General features: G+C 42.0%; 13 protein-coding genes. 3 read left to right on the top strand and 10 right to left on the bottom strand.

Going from position 1 to position 17,828, the window contains the following annotated elements:
- Positions 1–162 precede the first annotated feature (162 nt).
- From OCV77_RS12760 to OCV77_RS12775, 4 genes are all read right to left on the bottom strand, one after another.
- Positions 163–1,098, bottom strand: a complete 936-nt coding sequence (locus OCV77_RS12760; protein ID WP_262575385.1) for an acyl-CoA thioester hydrolase/BAAT C-terminal domain-containing protein — start codon at positions 1,096–1,098, stop codon at positions 163–165.
- A 129-nt stretch (positions 1,099–1,227) separates the two neighbouring features.
- Complete coding sequence (locus OCV77_RS12765) at positions 1,228–1,422, bottom strand: hypothetical protein (protein WP_262575477.1); 195 nt, start codon at positions 1,420–1,422, stop codon at positions 1,228–1,230.
- Entirely contained in the window at positions 1,388–1,978 is a 591-nt protein-coding gene (locus OCV77_RS12770) for a cytidylate kinase-like family protein (RefSeq protein WP_262575387.1), read from the bottom strand. The genes OCV77_RS12765 and OCV77_RS12770 overlap by 35 nt, the downstream gene beginning before the upstream one ends.
- A 13-nt stretch (positions 1,979–1,991) precedes the next feature.
- Positions 1,992–3,359 (bottom strand): MATE family efflux transporter, encoded by a 1,368-nt coding sequence (locus OCV77_RS12775; RefSeq protein WP_262575388.1) that lies wholly within the window; start codon positions 3,357–3,359, stop codon positions 1,992–1,994.
- 277 nt (positions 3,360–3,636) lie between these two features.
- Here OCV77_RS12775 and OCV77_RS12780 point away from each other — a divergent pair, with 277 nt between their 5' ends.
- Positions 3,637–5,010, top strand: coding sequence for a sodium-dependent transporter (locus OCV77_RS12780; protein WP_262575389.1), 1,374 nt, complete (start codon positions 3,637–3,639; stop codon positions 5,008–5,010).
- Positions 5,011–5,022: 12 nt separating this feature from the next.
- Positions 5,023–5,988, top strand: coding sequence for an ion transporter (locus OCV77_RS12785; protein ID WP_262575390.1), 966 nt, complete (start codon positions 5,023–5,025; stop codon positions 5,986–5,988).
- On the opposite strand, the gene OCV77_RS12790 is transcribed toward OCV77_RS12785, so the two are convergent.
- The 6 genes from OCV77_RS12790 to OCV77_RS12815 form a co-directional block, all read right to left on the bottom strand.
- Positions 5,985–7,577, bottom strand: a complete 1,593-nt coding sequence (locus tag OCV77_RS12790) for a PP2C family protein-serine/threonine phosphatase (RefSeq protein ID WP_262575391.1) — start codon at positions 7,575–7,577, stop codon at positions 5,985–5,987. The genes OCV77_RS12785 and OCV77_RS12790 overlap by 4 nt on opposite strands.
- Complete coding sequence (locus OCV77_RS12795; protein ID WP_262575392.1) at positions 7,552–8,706, bottom strand: acyltransferase family protein; 1,155 nt, start codon at positions 8,704–8,706, stop codon at positions 7,552–7,554. Before OCV77_RS12795 ends, OCV77_RS12790 begins: the two co-directional genes overlap by 26 nt.
- A 393-nt stretch (positions 8,707–9,099) precedes the next feature.
- Positions 9,100–10,806 (bottom strand): methyl-accepting chemotaxis protein, encoded by a 1,707-nt coding sequence (locus OCV77_RS12800; protein ID WP_262575394.1) that lies wholly within the window; start codon positions 10,804–10,806, stop codon positions 9,100–9,102.
- A 261-nt stretch (positions 10,807–11,067) separates the two neighbouring features.
- The gene (locus OCV77_RS12805; RefSeq protein ID WP_262575395.1) at positions 11,068–11,868 is read right to left on the bottom strand and encodes an AraC family transcriptional regulator; all 801 of its coding nucleotides are present in this window, start codon (positions 11,866–11,868) and stop codon (positions 11,068–11,070) included.
- Between the two features lie 351 nt (positions 11,869–12,219).
- Positions 12,220–13,617 (bottom strand): MFS transporter, encoded by a 1,398-nt coding sequence (locus tag OCV77_RS12810; RefSeq protein WP_262575397.1) that lies wholly within the window; start codon positions 13,615–13,617, stop codon positions 12,220–12,222.
- 39 nt (positions 13,618–13,656) lie between these two features.
- Positions 13,657–16,695 (bottom strand): glycoside hydrolase family 2 TIM barrel-domain containing protein, encoded by a 3,039-nt coding sequence (locus OCV77_RS12815; RefSeq protein WP_262575399.1) that lies wholly within the window; start codon positions 16,693–16,695, stop codon positions 13,657–13,659.
- A 201-nt stretch (positions 16,696–16,896) separates the two neighbouring features.
- Here OCV77_RS12815 and OCV77_RS12820 point away from each other — a divergent pair, with 201 nt between their 5' ends.
- Positions 16,897–17,760, top strand: a complete 864-nt coding sequence (locus tag OCV77_RS12820; protein ID WP_262575400.1) for an AraC family transcriptional regulator — start codon at positions 16,897–16,899, stop codon at positions 17,758–17,760.
- The last annotated feature ends 68 nt before the right edge of the window (positions 17,761–17,828 follow it).

The following is a 17,828-nucleotide window of genomic DNA, read 5'->3' on the forward strand; positions in this document are numbered from 1 at the left end:
CTTTTTTGAAAAACAAGCCGTAGGTCTATTAAAGTTACCCATTTATATGAAAAGCATTTCAAAATACTTCTTGACTATTTACCAAATTGCTTACTTTCGTTTTATCTTTGTTCCTTTTGTTAGTTTATTCTAACTCGCATATAATAAAAATTCTTCCGGCAATTATCTATCTGCACTCTTCCATTCTGTAGCTGCATTTCTTACCCGCTGGTCAATATCCAGACGTACCCTGCGACATTCTTTCGGATATTTTCTTGCTGCCTGAAATGCCAGCTTCATAAAGAGTCCGGATCCAACCGGAAGCATTGTCTTTAGCATGCTCTCTGGAAAAACGAAATGGGTTCCATGCTCATAAATTACAGGCTCTAATCTGCATATATGCGGGCGTTCTTCCATTCGCTGTTTCATTCGACAGATATATTTTGCAGTATCCCACAACACATCATCCTCAGCACCAATCAGCAATACTGTTCCATGGATTTTTTCAATCTTGATCATCTCGTCTTCTGTGATTGGGTGAGCCTTTTCCGAATCATCAAACAGTTTTTTCGAATTAATCATATCACCGGTTCGTTTTGTTTCTTTCTCGATTACATGCCAGTAGTCAGGATGTTTGTAGCAAAAAGGCATATACGGAAGTGGTTCTCCTTTGTAAGAAAAAAGAGATTCTCCCTCAATCGGCCATTCTTTACAGCCATCTTTTTTGCCCTGCATAAACCCCTGCCAGATAAAGTCACTCGGTGTCAGACCTATCGTCAATGTAATATCCTCAAAATAAGAAGCGGCAGTTAATGCAAGTGTTCCTGTAGTAGAGACCCCGACAATTCCTATCTTCTGATTACCATGTACTTTTAACCAATTGATTGCTTTCTCTATACGTTCCAGTGGATAATTATGATGTCCATAATCCTTTTTTCCAGGTGACATTGTCATCACATTTATACCGAGTTTATGTAACCATTTCACGGATGCACGTGCCAGATAATCCTCTGGATCATCTCCGATCATGGCAATCATTGCACAGTCTGAGCCTGTTTTGCATTTCCAATATGCACCATAAAATCCGTCTAATTCCACATCAAAATGCCTTTTCTTCATCTCTTATCATCTCCTTAATATCAGCTAAGTTTCTCCAAAACTATTATTTTGTTTGAAATATTCCGAACGATTGAAAGCTTTCCTATTTTAAACTGTCCTGTATATTTCCATCATGCAAGTTAGTCTTATCTAACCATTGTTTTCTAAAAAACCGTGTGCTAACAAAACTGCAATTTCACACGGTTTCTTTTCATATATATTCAGTATATCACATTTATCTAATTTATCAAGCAGCTTCTGTGCTATCTGGATTGCCAGCATGACACCAAAATAGGTATACATCCATATTTCAACTATTACTGCATTCCATAATGATCTTCTCACATCTGTCATATCCAAGCTGTGAGCTGTTCAGGCACAACGTATAATTGCTGGTTCTTCCCCATTTCTGCTCTGTATAAAAATTATAATTTGTCATACGTCTTTTGTCTGTATCTGCCATCATTTTGACAGCCTTCTGTTCACTGACACGATATAACCGACTGATGCGCTGTATTTTTTCCGGCATATCCCCGTGGATAAATACGTTCAGCACATCGTTCCGGTCTTTTAAAATATAATCTGCATTTCTTCCAATGATCACGCAGGGCTCTCTCTCTGCCAGATCTAAAATAATCTTTCTCTGCGCCTCATAAACCATATCCCCAACTGATCTTCCTGTAATATCACGTCCGACAAGAGCATATGCAAATACTCCTTTCTTTGGAGACAGCTCTGCATTTTCCTGAATATATTCCGGTGCTAAGCCTGACTTTTCTGCAATCTCATTAATAATGCTTTTATCGTAATAAACAATCCCAAGCTTCTTTGCGACCTCTTCTCCGATAAAACGTCCACCGCTTCCAAATTCTCTGCTGATCGTAATAATTCTTTTTGCCATCTCTGACTCCTCCTTAATCCAAAGCATCCACTTTAATTTTTCTGATCCTCTTTAAAAATACATATCCCACAAGACATGCGGTCGCTTCAGTGACCGGAAATGCCCACCAGATCAGTGAAACCCCCATCTGACCATTTCTGACAAACAGAGAAAGAATTCCCGCCAGCGGCAGGATAATAATGAGCTGTCTCAAAAGCGAAATAACCAGTGATTCCACACCACCATCCAGTGCCTGATAAATGCCCTGATAAGCAACATTGATTCCGGCAAACAGAAAGCTGATGGAGATCACTCTCATCGCACCGACAAAATATTCTCTCGACTGTCCTACATTAAACAGCGCTGCAAATGCCCCGGGAAATATTTCTGTGATCGCAGTCCCAAGGATCATTAATGCAATGGTATAAATAAGCCCATATTTAATTCCAGCCTGAATCCTCTTCCTGCTTCTCATCCCATAAGCAAACGCGATGATTGGAGTGATCGCATCCCGAAGTCCAAATGCAAGGAACAGGACAAACTGCTGTACCTTATAGAATAAACCATAGGCAGTCTGTGCTGACGGACTGAATTTCAGGATCAGATTCATCACATAAACCATGATAGACATCAGAGCCTGCGCGATAATCGCCGGAAGTCCGATCGCATAGATTTCTTTGATGATCCCGCTGTCTGGCTTCATATATTTCACTCCGTGCTCAAATTCCTTATTCAGCTTAATGTGAAAGAAAAACAGCAATACTGCAGATGCTATCTGTCCGATCACAGTTGCGTAGGCTGCCCCCTTCACTCCCATTTCCGGGCAGGGTCCAATACCATAGATCATGACCGGATCAAGAATGATATTTATAACCGCACCAGCCACCTGTCCGATTGTAGAATAAAGTGATCGGCCTGTTGCCTGTAATAGCTTTTCAAACACAGAAAAGAAAATAATCCCAAAAGAAATCACACAGCATATTCTCAGATAGCTGACGCCCATCTTAGTTACTTCCACATCTACTGTCTGCGATGTAATATATGCCTTTACCCCAAATATACCAAATACCAGGCAGACCGCATAAATGATCACACCAAGAAACAGACTGTTTCCTGCTACCCTTGCAGCCTTTTTACTGTTTCCCTGTCCAAGTGTCCTTGCCAGAAGCGCATTGGTTCCCACACCTGTTCCAACCCCTACTGCAACCATAAGCATCTGAACCGGGAATACCAGCGTCAAGGCATTTAACGCCGCTTCACTTCCCTCTTTCATATTTCCTACAAAAGCACTGTCTACAATGTTATAGACCGCCTGCAACGCCATAGATAAGATCATCGGGATCCCCATCCGGATCATCAGCCTATCCACCGGCATTTCCTTCATCTTGTTGCTTTCCGCCATTTTGTTTCAGCTCCTCTCTTTTCATGGCAATGCTCATTTTTTTGCAATATAAAAACGAGCAGCTGATAAACTGGATTTACGCTTATCTGCTACTCGTTTGGTGTAATTATATTGCCTGTTTTTTAAAATGTCAAACAAAATTTATGATTGACAGGCTGCCTGAAACATTGCTTTTTTGCAGGTTTTATGCTATATTTTCGACATATGCACAATAAAAGCAGCTGATCCTGGTAAGGAGAAGATACTCTGCTCAGAATAAAAGAAAAAGGGGAATTTTATGAGTCACAATCACAAACAAAGAAGTTCATTTTCAGGAAAGCTCGGCTTCGTCCTTTCTGCGGCGGGTGCCTCCGTTGGTCTTGGAAATATATGGCGTTTTCCATATCTTGCTGCCAAATACGGCGGCGGTATTTTTCTGCTTATCTATATTCTGCTGGCACTGACCTTCGGTTACACCATGATCATTGCTGAAACCTCTCTTGGACGTATGACCGGCAAAAGTCCTGTAGGTGCGTTTCATTTCTTTGGGAAATCCATTTCCCTTTCCATTGGCGGCTGGCTGAATGCCATTATCCCGATCCTGATCGTTCCCTATTACTCTGTGATCGGCGGATGGGTCATCAAATATCTTGTTGAATATATTACCGGCCATGGTGATCTTCTGGCTTTTGATGAATACTTTACTTCCTTTATTTCCGATGGTATTTCCACAGAGATCTGCTTCATTATATTTGCCCTGTTCACCCTGCTTATCATTTATGCCGGTGTCCGGAACGGAATTGAGCGTGTATCCAGGATCATGATGCCTATTCTGGTAGTGCTTTCTGTGATCATTGCTGTTTACTCCATAACAAGACCGGGTGCACTTGCCGGTGTGAAATATTTTCTGGTTCCCAATGTACAGAATTTTTCCTGGATGACAGTCGTAGCTGCCATGGGGCAGATGTTTTACTCTCTTTCCATTGCCATGGGTATCCTGATCACCTTTGGCTCCTACATGAAAAAGGATATTTCCATTGAAGACTCTACCAAAAATGTGGAAATTTTTGATACCGCCATTGCTATCATGGCAGGCCTTATGATCATTCCTGCTGTATTTGCTTTCTCCGGCGGTGATCCGAATACACTGAAGGCAGGTCCCTCCCTGATGTTCATTACCATTCCCAAGGTATTTGAAAGCATGGGACTTGGCTCCGCTATCGGGGTACTCTTCTTCGTGCTGGTGCTGTTTGCTGCGATCACCAGTTCTATCGCCCTGACAGAAAGTGCAGTTTCCACCTTTGAGGATGAGCTTCACTGGAATCGTAAAAAAGCAACTGTTATTGTTGGTATTATTATGATCGTCCTGGGAAGTCTCTCATCCCTTGGTTATGGGCCACTTGCTTCTGTTACTATCATTGGCATGCAGTTCCTTGATTTCTTTGACTTTTTAACCAACTCCGTGATGATGCCCATAGCTGCTATCGCCATCTCTCTCCTCATTTCAAGAGTCGTTGGTGTCGATAAGATCGAAGAAGAGGTTCTTCACGGCGAAAGCAGGTTCAGAAGGAAAAAGGTATTTGTGATCATGATCAAATATCTCTGCCCGATCTTTGCCGTCATTATCCTGATCAGCTCTGTGGCAAATGCCTTTGGATGGATCAGTATGTAAAGGATCACACTTATGAACAGTGAAAACTCCTTACCTCTGAAAGCCAGAATTTTTAATATCATACAGATCGGAGATAAAAGTAACCGGATCAGCCGTGCCTTTGATATTTTCATTACGGTTGTTATTTTTTCAAATATCGTGGTTACTTTTCTCCAGACCTTCTCGGAGCTGTCCTTTCTGTCCGGCTTTTTCCACGTGATAGAAGCTGCTACCCTTTGCATCTTCTGCATCGAATATATACTCCGGATCTGGACAGCCGATCTGCTCTATCCTTCCAGAAGCAGACTGCGTTCCAGACTGTGCTTTCTAATTTCCTTTGACGGTATCATAGACTTCCTGACGATCCTGCCATTTTTCTTCCTGTCCGGCTTTGTCATCTTCCGGATGCTGCGGGTTGCCCGGATCTTCCATCTGTTCCGGCTCAACTCCAGATATGATTCCTTCAATGTCATCACAACCGTCCTTTATGAAAAGCGGAATCAGATCATCTCCTCTGTTTTTATTGTAATGATCCTGATGCTGGCAAGCAGCCTGTGTATGTACAGTGTCGAGCATGACGCACAGCCTGATGTCTTCCGTAATGCATTCAGCGGGATCTGGTGGAGCATGTCCACGCTTCTGACTGTGGGCTATGGTGATATCTATCCCATTACTACCCTTGGCAAAGTCATGGCGATCTGTATCGCTTATCTTGGTGTTGGCGCCGTGGCGATCCCTACCGGTATCATCAGCGCCGGCTTCGTGGAACAGTACCAAAGAAAGAGTGGTCTGTCCAATATCAAAAATGCGGATATTAAGGAAATTGCTGAAATTCTTGCCGACAGACGCTATGCCGGCAAGACGATCGAAGAAATAGAAACGGCAGACCAGCTGACTATCTTCCTGATCCTCAGGGATAATCTGTCGGTTCTGCCGCAAAAAGATACTGTTGTCAAATTAAATGATATTCTGGTGATCCGTGGTGAAAACGGGAATTAATGTTCACCGGTTTCTCCATAATATGTCAGTGCCACCATGGTGATATCATCAAACTGTGGAGCCTCCTGCACGAAGGCATGAATCCCCCCGCTTACATTCTCAAGAATCTTCCTGCATGCCTTATCCGGACTGCCATTTAATGCCTGCAGCATCCGTTCTGTACCAAACAGCTTGCTTTCTGCATTCGTTGCCTCAGCCACACCATCCGTATAAACATACAGCGTATCTCCCGGTTCAAACCGGATCTCATAATCTGTATATGCCACATCCTCCAGTCCTGCCAGAACAAATCCATGTTTGTCCTTAATCAGTTCAAATTCGCCATCTGCTTTCCGGAAGGCAGGATACTCATGTCCGGCATTGGCTGCTGTCATCACACCTGTAGACAGATCCAGAATTCCCATCCAAACGGTTACAAACATCTCTGCTTCGTTATTTTCACATAGCTGGTTATTGACAAAGGCAAGGATCTCTGACGGTGTTCCGCCCATCAGTGCCCGGTTCTTGATCAGTGTCTTGGCGATCACCATAAACAAAGCTGCAGGCACTCCTTTTCCTGAAACATCCGCGATCACCACGCCAAGATGCATGGGATCGATCAGGAAGAAGTCGTAGAAGTCGCCGCCGACCTCCTTGGCCGGATGCATAGTCGCATAGATCTCCATGTCTGTCCGTTCCGGAAAAGGCGGGAAAATACTTGGCAGCATGTCTGCCTGGATTTTGGTCGCTACTGAAAGCTCCGCACCGATCCTTTCCTTTTCTGCTGTCACCTCAGAAAGGCGTGCTATGTAATCCTTTACTTCCCCATACATCCTTTCAAAGGATCTGGCCAGCTCTTCCACCTCGTCCCCTGTCCGGATATCAATGGAAACTGTCTCTTCCTTCTCCAGGTTCTCGACCATCTTCTGGGATGCCCTGTTTAAAAGTCCAATCGGACGGAGCAGCTTCTGTCTGACTACCACAAGCAATGCGATGCTGAACAGCAGGATCACGATGATGATATTGATGCTGGTCGTCAGAATGAAACGGGCAATGTTTTCCTTTACTCCCGGCATGGAAATATCCACACCTACAAGAGCCACCGGCTTTCCCGTACTATCATAGACCGGTGCTACTACTGATGCAATGTACCCATAGGTTTCATCCATGGATATAAGAACCTGTTCTTCCGGATCCTTCTGAAAGGCAGCAAAGGAAACCTCCCTTCCTCCCTCCATATAATCCTCATGATCTCCCAGATCACAGGCTCCTTCATCCTTATTGGCATCCCAGATATAAATCAGGTCATCCTCACAGGGTACGTAAACATAGTAATATTTCAGGGCTGAATTTTCCTGACTGGCATTCAGAAAGCTTTCAATCTCATCATAATAAGCATCCTTCTGTCCGGTCTCCAGATACTTTTTTATCGTATCCCCATCAATATAGGCTGCTGCCGTCCTGGCATAGGCAAAGCCCTGGCTGCTGTATCTTTCCATAATGTCCTTCCGGTAGCGCAGCACCACAGATAAGCAGGTTGCCACAATGATCAGCAGTGCAAAAAACACTACTGCCAGAATCACCTTAGTACTTAGTTTTCTTTTCTTCATGTTCTGTTTTCCCCTTTTGAAATCCTTTTCTGATCTTACTATTCCAGATATCTGCAAGTATCAGGGACACTGCTGTGATCACCACTGCCAGCAGCAGGATCATCGGCGTGGGCAGAAGCTGTGTCCCCCTGACCAGATTCAGACAGAGCTGCACGGTCAGTGCAACAAAGATCCAGTGGATAAAGTAAAATACCGTCATATCCGTGCCAATCCTGTATACAAGCTTCACCGCTCTTTCAGATAAATGCTTTCCTATAAAATAGTAAATACCAAACATGGTGACTGCTGTCGTGATACAGATCAGGACATCCGGCATAATGATATGATAATAGCACAGCTCTCCCTCACCGAACATTCCCTGCCGGCTGTTGATCTTTATCAGGAAATACGGCAGTGTAACAAGGAAGCATGCCGTACTGGCGATCCGGTAAAAAAGTGCTTTGTCCTTTATCCTGCGGAGCCTTTTGCCAAATACATACCCGCTTACCGGCATGATCAGCCAGTTCATATAAACAAAATAGGACATCACCTGTCCTGCCGCATCCTCTGTTCCAATAAAATATCCAAGAATGATATTGGATACCATATTCCCTGTATCAGTTCCGTTCAGCATGGTTCCCACAACAGAACAGAGCAGTGCGATCAGGATCATACTTACATCAGACAGTCCAAGCTTTATAAAAATGCCTATCGTGATCAGCACAAGTCCTGCAAGCTGGAAAATATCATTATTAAAGGTCTGATATATAATAGAAGAAAGAAACATATCCCTGTCTCCAGAAATGGCATATCCGATCAGATCCGGGATCGTGTAACGGCACAGGTTCAGAAGAAATCCAAGCAGAAAGATCTGCACCCCTCTTCTGACAATGTCATTCCATTCCTTCTTCCTGCCATAGACAAGACAGGCTCCCATGGAAAACATCAGTCCCGGTGCGATCATGGGGCCTCCGATCACCGTATCAAAAATATAAGGAAGTCCGCTGTTTAGTGCTTCTTCCGGTACACAGTCAATGGTACAGTGCACCATTGCTACAAAGATCACAAAGACCACCTTGGCAATATCCATCTCCACCTGTCTGCCGGTGTTTACTTCTTTTTCTGAAAAAATCCTGTTCTTTAGATTCATCCCTTTTCCTTATCTATCCTGTGTTATATCACATATTTCATCTGTGAACTCTGTTTTATCATAACGCAATCGACGAAAAGCTGCAATAAGAAAGAATCCGGCTCGGAGGACTCGGAGGACTTTTTTGATTCATAAGACGTAATTTCCTATGAATCGAGTAGGAGGCGGTGACTAACCGCCGTCCTCTCACAGCACCGTTCTTTATTCAGCGCCCAAATCACAGACATGATTCCGTGTAGTTATTGGGCTTCGATTTGGTATGCAACCTTAGATAATGCGGAAATGAAAATTTCAGTTATAATGAAAGTTTTATGTTATAAAAAATACCGATCTTAATTCTCCACTATTTACGGATTATTAAGACCGGTATTTATTTCATTTTTTAATTAGCACTTAATCCCGACGTAGGGTAAACTTTCCTACCAGATCGTTTAATGCATATGCCTGTGCGGATAATTCCTCACCGGTAGCAGACGATTCCTCTGCTGCCGCAGAGTTCGACTGCACTACTTCCGATATCTGATTCACACCAAGTTCTGCCTGTTGCATCGCCTGTGCCTGCGCAGCAGACTCTTCACTCAATCGTTTTGCATCTGCCGCCATCTCCTTGACTCCCGTAACGATCTGCTCCAGAGATTCCGCTGCTGCCTCCGCTGCCTGGTTGCCATTCTTGATCTCCTGCAGCGATCCCTCGATCAGGCTTCTGGTATCTACTGCCGACTGTGCACTCTGTTCGGCCAGTTTACGGATCTGTTCTGCCACCACTGCAAATCCCCGTCCGGCTTCTCCTGCTCTGGCCGCCTCAATTGCCGCATTCAGAGACAACAGGTTCGTCTGACTCGCAATATCTTCAATGTCAGCAATAATATTCTGTATCTTTTTAGATGTTTCATTGATTCGGTCCATTTCCTCCATCAATGATCTCATCTGCGTATGCTCTGCATCCGCCTGCTGTGCATAATTCTCAGCCTTTTCCGTCGTCCTCTGCAGTTCGCCGGCTGTACGTGACACGGCATCTGTGATATTCGTAATGGTTGCCGTCAGTTCTTCCACAGATCCTGCCTGCTCTGTTGCTCCTTCTGCCAACGCCTGGGCAGATTGTGCAAGATTCTCCGATCCGGCAGATACCTGCTTAGCGGCCTCTTCTACCTGCTGTAAGGTGCTGTTCATCTGTCGGTTCATCTTACGCATGGCATCTTTCAGTGCCACAAACTGTCCTACATATTTCTCTTCGATCTTAGTACCGATGGCATAATTACCCTCCGCCATCTGTCCCAACAATTCTCCTGCATCCGTAATGATCAGATTCAGGTCAGCAGCCATGCCTTTTGCGACCTGTATCATATAGGATATCTCATCTTCCGTGTTTCTGTCCGGGAATGCACTATTCAGATCTCCCTGTGCAAAAGTCTGAAGTCGATCTGCCAGCGCTATCATCGGTTCTTCGATATTTCCTGCCATTTTCTTGCCTAATACCACAGAACTCCAGAAAGAGATCACTACGATAACCAGAATCGCGATCAGCATAAAAAGCTCCATATGACGCAGATCTACCTCCGCCTGATCTCCTTTTTCGACGCACAGATTCATCAGGTCTACAAACTCCGCATATATCCGTTCGTACTGTGCGGTCAGATCTCCGGTATCCAGATCCTGCGCCTTCAGATATCCGTCCTCGTCATCGGAAGTAGCCAGTTCCAATACCTGTGCATCCAATTCCCAGTACCCGTCCAGTTCCTGCAATACTTTATTATAGGCATCCCTGCCTTCGGTGAATTTGATTGAGCGGTTTAATTCATCTATGTAAGTCTCAAACGCTGCCTTTTTCTGGTCATGCAGTTCAATCTGCTTGTCTATCACTGCTTTGTCATCATAGCCTACTACTGCACGTAATGCGCTCCGGCTCTCCGAAAATGCCGCGACCGCTTTACCGATATCTCCCTGTGTAAATCCGTATCGGCTCAATGCCTTTTCATACTGCATCGCTGCGATCAGTAGTGCTACGATTCCAATAACTGCCGCAATCGCACCGATTATTGCTACTTTCACAAATCCTTTCGTCAGTTGCTTTTTAATACCTTTTTGCTTTTGTGTGGCCATATAAAGCTCCCCCCTAGCTTATCCGTTAAATAAGCTGCCGTGATCGACATCTCTATACAATCGTAGCACATCCCCTTTCATTATTCAACTGTACGAGATGGGTTTCCAGAGATTTTGTAAGACTGAAACTTGACTTTGCAGTTCATGTAACAGTTCTTTCATGTACTCCGACCTCCAGGTATTTTCCTAAACATATTGTGTATTCATTTTAAGTACAACTTTATGTATCTTACTTACAACATTTTCCAGTTATCGAACATTTTATGACTGCATATCATTCACACATGTACTTCGATAGTCACTTGGCGAAATTTTATATCTTTCCTTGAATACCCGGTTAAATGTCCTCTGGCTTTCAAATCCACTATCCAGGCAAATATTTGTAATAGAATCGCTTGTATTTTCCAAGCGATGGCATGCATAGTTCAGCCTTGCATCGTTAAGATATTGATTAAAGTTTCTATGGAATGTTTTGGAAAAGAGTCTGGATAAAACATATTTGCTCACCCCCAGGTCTTTTGCCATTTCTTCCAATGATAACTTTTTCTTGAAATTTGCTGATATATAGGAAACCGTCTGGTAAATAAGGTCTTTGCTCCCCACATGACTCTTCTCTACCAGATTCAGTTTTCCTATGCAGCGCGCAAACACAATTTGAAGATATGCCTGTGCAATAGTGATATCCGACTGTTCTGTCTCTAAAATTGCATTTATAACCCTATATACCTCTGATTCAACCTTTTCCGCTGTGATGATTGGGTATTCAGGAGCCATGGATTGCATGATATCTGCAAATTTGGCAATCGTAAATGGCGATGCAATCAGATAAGTCGCTTTATTTACACCAGGTGTCAGTACCTGATAGTGATGAATAACATTTGGAAATACAAAGCCTATATCTCCTTTTTCCATATGGTAAAGTTCCTGTCCGACACCAAGCTCTAATGTCCCACTCGTTACACAAACAATCTCCAGTGCATTATGAAGATGTGGTTCAATATGTTTTGACTTCCTATTTATTGCTATGATCTCCTCTTTTGTGTCAACATATTTTAATTGCATGAAATACTCCCCTTTGCAACATTTGTCTATCTCTTCTTTCGATTTGGCAAGCAATTCTTTTACACCTGTCTTATAATCAACTTGTAAATAAGGAAAGGAGGAATTACAAATGAGCAATCTTAAAAAATATCTGAATAACCTTTTAGTATTCTACGCTGAATATTTTGAGCATCCATACCATGTATAAATACTAAAAGGACTATTTTGTGAAAACTGAATATTTTTTCTGAGACCATTTCACAAAAACGAGGTGGTCCTTTTTTATTTTCAAAATACAGTTCTATCACTTTATATATAGAAAAACCACTGTCTCATCGAGCAGCTACCAGACAACGCTTTTTCCTGTCAATTCTAATTTATGTCCGATTTATCTGTTACTTCATCTGCAGCAATTCCTTTTTCTGCTTTCAGTTTTTTATTTGCATCTTCAACATTCATTCTTGAAAGTGCAAACATAATCAATACATCAAAGATTAACGGAAGCCAAAGATACATGAACTGCATCATATCAAGTGCAGACTGTGGCTGAGTTGCATTTGTTCCGACATATCCACTGAACTCAAGCATCCATCCAACAACAGCGGTTCCAATACCTCCACCGATTTTTACACCAAGAGAAGTACAAGAGTACATCGTTCCATCAATTCTCTTTCCCTGTGTAAGATAAGTGTATTCAGAGCAGGATGCAATAACAGCATTCATATCTCCCTGCCATGGTCCCTGACCTAAGGCTGCAAGAGCTGTAAACGCCATCATCAGCGGAACACTACCCATATATCCGGCAACAACAACAAGTGCTCTACCGATGACTGCTAAGACATAACCTCTTAAGTTCAGTTTATACATGCCTTTCCACTTACCAACTAATGTCGGTGTAAAAATCAGGGCAATAATCAGTGGAATATTTACTGCCCACGCAAATTGTCCAAACAAATTCTTATTTTTCAGTACCCATGTCATGTAATAAATGCCAGCTCCAATCATGGCACCATATAACTGCTGTAAAATATATGTTCCACAAATCATCATGTAATATTTGTTTTTGACAAGAAGCTTGAATGCCTGTACCATTCCATACTTTTCATTATCATTCTTTACTTCTCCTTCATTAAGTTCCTCCTCCGGAAGTTCCTTAACAGAAAGTGCTGAAATCGTATTTACGACCAGACCAATGATTGCATAGATAATAGCAACCGTTCTCCATGCCGCAGTATCTCCACCGCATTTATCTACAAATCCAACTGTAATCGCCTGAATCAGAAGACTTGTTGAAAATGCAAAAATAAAACGGTAAGATCCCATCTGTACACGCTCTTTGCTGTTCTTTGTAATCAGTGACGTAAGTGCTGAGTAAGCAATATTGTTTGCTGTATAAAACACGCCATTTAACAGTGTATATGAAATAAAGAACCACGCATATTTAGCCGTTGTTCCCAAACTGACCGGTACTGTAAAGCAGCAGACCAGCGTAATGGCACAACCAATATATCCGTATAGCATCCATGGCTTCGCTTTTCCCATTTTACTGTGTGTTTTGTCAATCATTGATCCAAAAAATATATCCGTGAAACCATCAAATAGTTTTGATACGGCAATCAGGGTACCTACGACACCTGCAGCAAGTCCTACTGAGTCCGTCAGATAGACCATCATAAAAGATGTCAGGAACGCATAGACTACATTACCTGCAATATCACCTGATCCGTATCCAATTTTGTTATACCATTTCAAATACTTTTTTTCTTCCATCGAATTTCTTTGCTCCTCATCTTCATCGCACTTAGAATTTTATCCCTTTACATACGGTATCAGTGTAAACTGGAACCGGAATAATACATCATCAAATCGGTACTGCTCCAATACAACTGGTCCACAACTATTAGAACCAATGCCATTTAATGCGTAGTCAACACAAAATACCACACTATCTGATTCTATTAATTCATAATTATGCGTTTTCTTCTCAAGTTCTTCCTGTGTATAATAAGAAGCATTGAATGAGAAGGCATTTTCCGCGGATACCACAATTCCATATCGGCTGTTGTTAAGCTCTACATATTCACAATCGTAATGGCTTCCATTTTCCTGTGGGCGGATATAGTCCTCATGTAAATCCCCTACATTTGCCCGGTACAGACCGTGACTCGCTGCCTGATGCTTGTCACGATAGCTCTCCTGCGGTCCCATTCCAAAGTATCTGATATCTGCAAGTTTCTTATCCAGGAACATCCTCACACCAAATCTTGGCAAATCTGGGAACTCTCCATCTTTTGCTGCCTCAATAGTTGCGTCTATTTTTCCTGCCGCATCTATTGTCCATGTAATTTTCACATCAAGGATCTTCTGCACTGTCTCTGCCACAATGGAAGCATGGCTTGTAATTTTTACACCATGTTTTCCCTGCACAACCTCTGTCGTATAGGCTCTTGTATAAGCCTTATCATAGCGGGCTTTCTTCCATTCAGACTTGATATACATATCGTTATCTGTTGGAGCTCTCCAAATATTTAATTCCATCGGATGGTTCAAGTATTCCAGCCCTGCGAATTTCATCTCTGTAAAGAGTGCAGTACGTTTGTCTATGGTATAAGCAAATTCACGCCCCTTGATATGAATCTGTGTATCATTTTCATTTACCTGTAATTCAGAGTCCACTGCTGTCTTTTGCATCCATTTCTCTGCAAGTTTACATTTTGCATCATCTTTACTTACCTCAATTTCATCAAATCCAAGGATATGGTCTTCATTCAACAGTGGCAATTCTTTTTTCAGATGGTAAATAAGTTTTAAATAACATTTCCCATTCTCTGGAACATTAATCTTCAGGCTTGTTTTTCCTTCCCCATGTGGTGCCACAGAAAATTCCGGAAGTATGCCTTTGCTGATCACAAGACCATCCTGTGTCAGTTCATAACTGATCTTCACATAATCCTTCAAGTCATCAAAATCCATGTAGTTATGAAGCACCAGTTCTCCACTTTCTTTGTCATAGGAAATAACCCTTGCCGGGCGATAAACATTCTTGTATTCCAAAAGTCCTGTGTGTACTGTTCTGTCCGGATATACTAATCCATCCATACAGAAATTGCCATCATGAATTTCTTCGCCATGGTCGCCTCCATAAGCATATATAGTCTTTCCATTCTCAGCAGTTCCATGAGCAATCGCATGGTCACACCATTCCCAGACAAAGCCGCCGCACATTTTGTCATTATCCTGAATCATCTGGAAGTAATCTTCAAAATCTCCAGGACCGTTTCCCATACTGTGACAGTACTCTACCAAGAGGAAGGGTTTGCTTCCATCCTTATCCAGATATTCCTGAATTTCGGAAAGTGCCGGGTACATCCGGCTATACACATCCAGATTGCTGTAATCATATGTTTTATCATAATTACGGTATCTTGCACTCTCATATTGTGTGATGCGGTCTGGATCATAATTCTTTGTCCATTCTAGTGCTTTTTCAAAGTTGCAGCCATAAGCGCTCTCATTTCCCATTGACCACATAACAATACAGAAACGGTTTTTGTCACGTTCCACCATGAGTTTTACACGATCAACGATTGCCTCTTCCCATACCGGATCATCTGCAATCTTCTCATTCCATCGCTTGAACCGATTGTAATCGGTGTCTTCTTTTCTGTAAATCATAAATGGACCATGAGCTTCAATATCTGCTTCATCTATCACCATGAATCCATACTTGTCACACATTTCATAGAAAAATGGTGCGTTCGGATAGTGGCTGGAACGGATCGCATTAAAATTATGCTGCTTCATTAACGTAAGATCGGTTGTAATCTGTTCCAGACTGATTGTAAATCCCGTAACCGGATCGGAATCATGTCGATTGACTCCACGGAATTTAATCTTCTGTCCATTTAGATAAATGACCTGGTCTTTAATCTCTACCTTTCTTAATGCAATGTGATCCACAATTACTTCATTTTCTGTTTCAAGAATCAGTTTATACAGATATGGATTTTCTGTATTCCAAAGTTCCGGACTTGCGATTTCTAATACAGCTGTTCCTTCTTCGTCAATACTTCCTAGTGCTACAACTGCTCCATTTTTATCTTCAATCGAAATTTTTACATTTGTTGGAGAGTAGAATTTCACATCAAGTTCTACCTTTGCAAGTATATCCTCAATCTTTGATTTTATATGATAATCGCTGATTGCCTGCTCTGGACGTTTCAAAATGTACACATCCCGGAAAATACCACTCATACGGAATTTGTCCTGATCTTCCAAATAAGAACCATCACACCACTTCATTACCAACACTGCCACCGTATTTGTTCCATCCTGAAGTACATCTGTAACATCAAACTCACTGGTCATATGGGAAACCTGGCTGTATCCTACATAAGAACCATTGATCCATACATAAAAGCAACTGTCTACTCCTTCAAAGTTCAAAAAAGCTTTTGGTGCTTTCTCATCTCTACTGTACTCAAAATTATGTACATAGGCTCCACACGGAATATCCTGCGGCACATATGGTGGATCAAATGGAAACGGATACCGGATGTTTGTATACTGATGTGTATCATATCCTGCCATCTGCCATACACTTGGAACCTGAATCTCATCAAAATTTTCTGTATCATAATTCTTCTCAAAGAAAGAATCCTTAATATTATAGATGCTGGTAAAATACTGGAATTCCCAAGTTCCGTTTAATAACTGCATACGGTCTGATTCTTCCCTGTGTTCCACCAAATTATCCATTCTTTTGGATGCCGGAATATAATAGGCTCTGGCTGGCATTGTGTTTTCGTGCAGTACGTTTAAGTTTTCATAATAACGTGGTACAATCATAAATAGCTCTCCTTCAATACATATACTTTTTTGTTTTTTGCTTTTCTAAAATAAACCTTAATACTTTACTTATATGCTTGCATTCCTTTGTTATGTTATATATAGCTTATCTTATTCTGCAAAATATGTCTATGAATTAGATTGGATAAAATATGCACTAAATAATACAATAATAAAAAGCGTGAAAAGAGGTGCTGCTCTATGTATATGAATACTGGTTATCTGAATCACTCCCACATGGATTTCAAAAACAAAAGTCGTCCACTGATTGTAGGAAGCTGTGGCACTTATCGCCTTTCCAGCTATCCAAAATTGCCAACCTACCGTCCAAAGGGACGCCTGGATTATCAGATCATCTATATCACTGCTGGTTGTGGGCATTTTCATTTTGACAATGTAGATAACGAAACGATTGTTCCCGCCGGTAATATTGTGCTGTACAGACCGAAGGAACTTCAGAAATATGAATATTATGGAGAAGATAAGACAGAAGTATACTGGGTTCACTTCACAGGAAGCAATGTGAAAAATATCTTACGTCAATATGGGTTTCCGGATAAAGAACGAGTTTTCCAAATCGGCACATCTATGGAATATGAACGGATTTTCAAGAGTATTATCATAGAGCTTCAACACTGTCAAAACGACTATGAGGAAATGCTTGTTCTTCTGCTTCGTCATCTGCTAATCAATTTCCACCGAGAACTGACACGGGAACATATTCTGAAAAACGAATACCTGGATCAGGAAATGAACACTGCAGTTACCTATTTCAGCGAAAATTATAATCAGAACATCAACATAGAGGATTACGCAGCCTCACGAGGAATGAGTGTCAGCTGGTTTATCCGGAATTTCAAAAAATACACCGGTTCCACACCAATGCAATTCATCGTAGGAATCCGGATCAACAATGCTCAGATGCTACTTGATGCAACAACCTATTCCATCAATGAAATCTCTAAAATCGTCGGATATGATAACCAGCTATATTTCAGTCGGCTTTTTCACAAGCTGAAAGGATATTCACCGAGAGAATACCGAAAGCTGAGAAACAAATTCTGAAATCGAGTAGGAGGCGGTGACTAACCGCCGTCCTCTCACAGCACCGTACGTACCGTTCGGTATACGGC

The organism is Suilimivivens aceti (assembly GCF_025567405.1).
Taxonomy (GTDB): domain Bacteria; phylum Bacillota; class Clostridia; order Lachnospirales; family Lachnospiraceae; genus Suilimivivens; species Suilimivivens aceti.